Below are 3,355 nucleotides of genomic sequence, written 5' to 3' on the forward strand. Positions count from 1 at the left end.
GGCCCGCCTTCGCCGGGGTGGTAGGAAAGGAGGTGGGAGTCCGGGCTGGGTTCCTGCCTTTGCGGGGGAACAGTCTTGTGGTGCGGGTGCTGCCCAAACATACCACCCCGGCGGAGGCCGGGGCCCAGTTGGGGGACGTTGCTAACTGAGGTCTGCGCTTCGTTACTGTGGCCTTGCCAACTGGGCCCCGGCCTTCGCCGGGGTGGTAGGCAGGGAGGGGGTGGGCGTGAACGCTCAACCGCCGTGGACGGGGGCGCCCCAGCCGCCCCAGACATAGACGGTGACGAACAGGAACAGCCAGACGACGTCGACGAAATGCCAGTACCAGGCCGCGGCCTCGAAGCCGAAATGCTGGCGCGGGGTGAAGTCGCCCTTATAGGCGCGGACGAGGCAGACGATCAGGAAGATCGTGCCGATGAGGACGTGGAAGCCGTGGAACCCGGTCGCCATGAAGAACGCCGCGCCATAGTTGATCCCCTTGAACGGGAACGGGGCGTGCATGTACTCATAGGCCTGGATCGCGCTGAACAGCGCGCCGAGGATGACGGTCAGCCACAGGCCCTTGAGCACGCCGTCGCGGTTGCCGACGCCGATCATGCCCCACAGCCCGGTCTTCTCGCCACCGCGCTGGTTGTGGATCAGCGCATGATGCGCCCAGGTGACGGTGGTGCCGGACGTCAGCAGGATCAGCGTGTTGAGCAGCGGCAGCTCGAACGGGTTGATGACGGTGAGGCCCTTGGGCGGCCACTGCGCGGCGACCGCGGCCGCGCCTTCGGCGGCGCGTTCGACCTGGCCGTCGACGATGCTCATCGCCGTCGGGAAAAGCGAGAAGTCGAAGAAGGCCCAGAACCAGCCGACGAAGAACATGACTTCGGAGGCGATGAACAGGATCATGCCGTAGCGGAAATGGAGCTGGACGACGGGGGTGTGATCGCCCGCGCGTGCCTCGGCGATGACCTGTGCCCACCAGCTGTAGAAAGTGAAGAGCAGCCCGGCGAGACCGATGAAAAAGATCCAGCCGCCGCCATTGGGCTTGTCGACATGGCCGCCATGCATCCACATGACGCCGCCGACCGCCATCACGAGCGCGGACATCGACCCGACCAGCGGCCAGACGCTGGGCGGCAGGATGTGATAATCGTGGTTCTTGGCGCCGGCCATGTTACTCCCCTATGTTCTTTACGACTGTCCTAGCTTGCGTTTTTTCGCGGAATCCACCGGGTAAAACGTGTAGCTGAGCGTGATCGTCTGGATATCCGCCGCGTCGGGATCCTTCAGGATCTTCGGATCGACGAAGAAGATCACCGGCATCCGCGCGGTCTCGCCGGGCTTGAGCGTCTGCTCGGTGAAGCAGAAGCACTGGATCTTGGTGAAATATTTGCCGGCCTGCGCGGGCGTTACGTTGAATGTCGCGGTGCCGGTGATCGGCCGGTCCGAGGTGTTGGTCGCGGTGAAGAACGCCATGTCGCGCGCGCCGACCGCGATCGTGTCCGACGGGTTTTCGGGCGCAAACTTCCACGGCAGCTTCGGGTTTACATTGGCGTCGAAATCGACGCGGATCTGGCGATCGGTCCCGCCCGGGGCGACGAGCCCGCGCTGCGTCGTGCCGTTGAGGCCGGTGACCTGGCAGAACAGGCGGTAGAGCGGCACGCTGGCAAAGGCGAGCCCGGTCATGAAGCAGATGCCGAGCACCGCGAGCAGGGCGGTTCGCGTGGTGCGCTCGATCCGCATCAGTGCGGCATCCCCGCCTGGATCTTGGCGATCGAGATGGCGAAGACGAGGATGACGAACGCGCCGAGCAGCAGCGCCATCACCTTGGCCCGGCCCATCTGGCGGCGGCGGATCAGGTCTTCGCGGGTCTTGTCGTCGTTCATGCCAGCCACCTATCGACGACGAGCGCGCCGAACATCGCAAAGAGATACAGGATCGAATATTTGAACAATCGCCGCTCGGGCTTCATCGCGTCGTCGGTGCCGGTCGTGCGCGTCGCGACGACGACCACGAGCCATGCGAAGATGCCGGTCAGGACGGTTGCGACGATGCCGTAGAAATTGCCGACCAGGCCGAGCGGCCAGGGGAGCACCGCGGCGAGCGCCATCGGAATGGTGTAGAGGCCGATCTGAGTCCGGGTGACGCGCTCGCCCGCGACGACCGGGAGCATCGGCACGCCCGCATTGGCGTAATCGGTCTTCACGAACAGCGCGAGCGCCCAGAAATGCGGCGGCGTCCACAGGAAGACGAGCCCGAACAGCAAGAGCGGGAGCAGCGCGACGTCACCGGTCGCTGCCGCCCAGCCGATCAGCGGCGGGAAGGCGCCCGCTGCACCGCCGATGACGATGTTCTGCGGCGTGCGGCGCTTGAGCCAGACGGTGTAGACGAGGACGTAGAACAGGATCGAGACGGTCAGGATCGCGGCCGCGGCGAGGTTGACCGCGAGCCCCATCAGCAGGACCGAGAAGCTCGCGAGCCCGACGCCGAAATGCAGCGCGGCCTGACGGTCCATCCGGCCGGCGGGAAGCGGGCGCTTCTGCGTGCGGCGCATCACCGCGTCGATATCGGATTCATACCATTGGTTGAGCGCCCCCGCCGCACCCGCGCCGAGCGCGATGCACAGGATCGCAGTGAAGCCGATCACCGGATGGATGCCGACGGGCGCGGCGAGCATGCCGCACAGCCCGGTGAACACGACGAGCGTCATCACCCGGGGTTTGGTCAGCGCCAGAAAGTCGCGCCATTCGGCGGGGGGAAGCAGGGGCGTCGCAGTGGTCATGGTTGCGCAGGCCTATACGCGACCCGGCGGTTCGGGGAAAGCCATGGTTCTGCTGGGCTTCTGCTGGGAAAATCGAAATCCGGGTATGCCGATCAGGCGGCGGTGATCGGCTGGCCGAGGTCGAGTCGCTCGCCATCGGTGACGATCACCCGGTCGCCGAGCTTCACCGCGTCGAAGATCCGCTTCGCGAACGCCCTGGGCACGCCGATACAGCCATGCGTGGCATAGCCGTCGCCGACATCGCTGCCATGGATCGAGATGCCGTCATTGGTCAGCCGCAGCATGTACGGCATCGGCGCATTGTAGATGTTGGAGACGTGGTCGGCATCCTTCTGCGTGATCGGGAAGACGCCCAGGGGAGTCGGCTTGTCGTCCGCGCCGTAGATGATGACCGCGGTGCCGATCTCATAGCCGGCGCGGAAGACCGAGACGGTCTGCGCGGCGAGGTCGACGGTGACGATGACGGGGCCCTGGGGGGCGCCGGTTTCGTCCCAGTAATGGTCGCCCTGACGCATGGGGCCGGGGATCTGGAGGATGCGCTTGACGGTGTAGGCGGCGGGATCCGGGGCGGCCGGTTTGGGGGCA

The 3,355-nt window shown here is 65.9% G+C and carries 5 protein-coding genes; all 5 read right to left on the reverse strand.

Translation table 11 applies throughout. The annotated features are described in order from the left end of the window. Positions 1 to 234 precede the first annotated feature (234 nt). Entirely contained in the window at positions 235 to 1,161 is a 927-nt protein-coding gene (locus NI18_RS14585; protein ID WP_031441784.1) for a cytochrome c oxidase subunit 3, read from the reverse strand. 18 nt (positions 1,162 to 1,179) lie between these two features. Then, complete coding sequence (locus tag NI18_RS14590; protein ID WP_037530874.1) at positions 1,180 to 1,731, reverse strand: cytochrome c oxidase assembly protein; 552 nt, start codon at positions 1,729 to 1,731, stop codon at positions 1,180 to 1,182. Next, a complete protein-coding gene (locus tag NI18_RS25740; RefSeq protein ID WP_166746380.1) occupies positions 1,731 to 1,874 on the reverse strand; it encodes a hypothetical protein in 144 nt (47 codons plus the stop codon). The genes NI18_RS14590 and NI18_RS25740 overlap by 1 nt, the downstream gene beginning before the upstream one ends. Further along, complete coding sequence (locus NI18_RS14595; RefSeq protein WP_037530876.1) at positions 1,871 to 2,770, reverse strand: heme o synthase; 900 nt, start codon at positions 2,768 to 2,770, stop codon at positions 1,871 to 1,873. The genes NI18_RS25740 and NI18_RS14595 overlap by 4 nt, the downstream gene beginning before the upstream one ends. Before the next feature lie 92 nt (positions 2,771 to 2,862). Then, on the reverse strand, positions 2,863 to 3,355 hold a 493-nt coding region (locus NI18_RS14600; protein ID WP_037530879.1), incomplete at its 5' end, for a L,D-transpeptidase family protein.

It is taken from the genome of Sphingomonas sp. Ant20 (genome assembly GCF_000783375.1).
Taxonomy (GTDB): domain Bacteria; phylum Pseudomonadota; class Alphaproteobacteria; order Sphingomonadales; family Sphingomonadaceae; genus Sphingomonas; species Sphingomonas aerolata.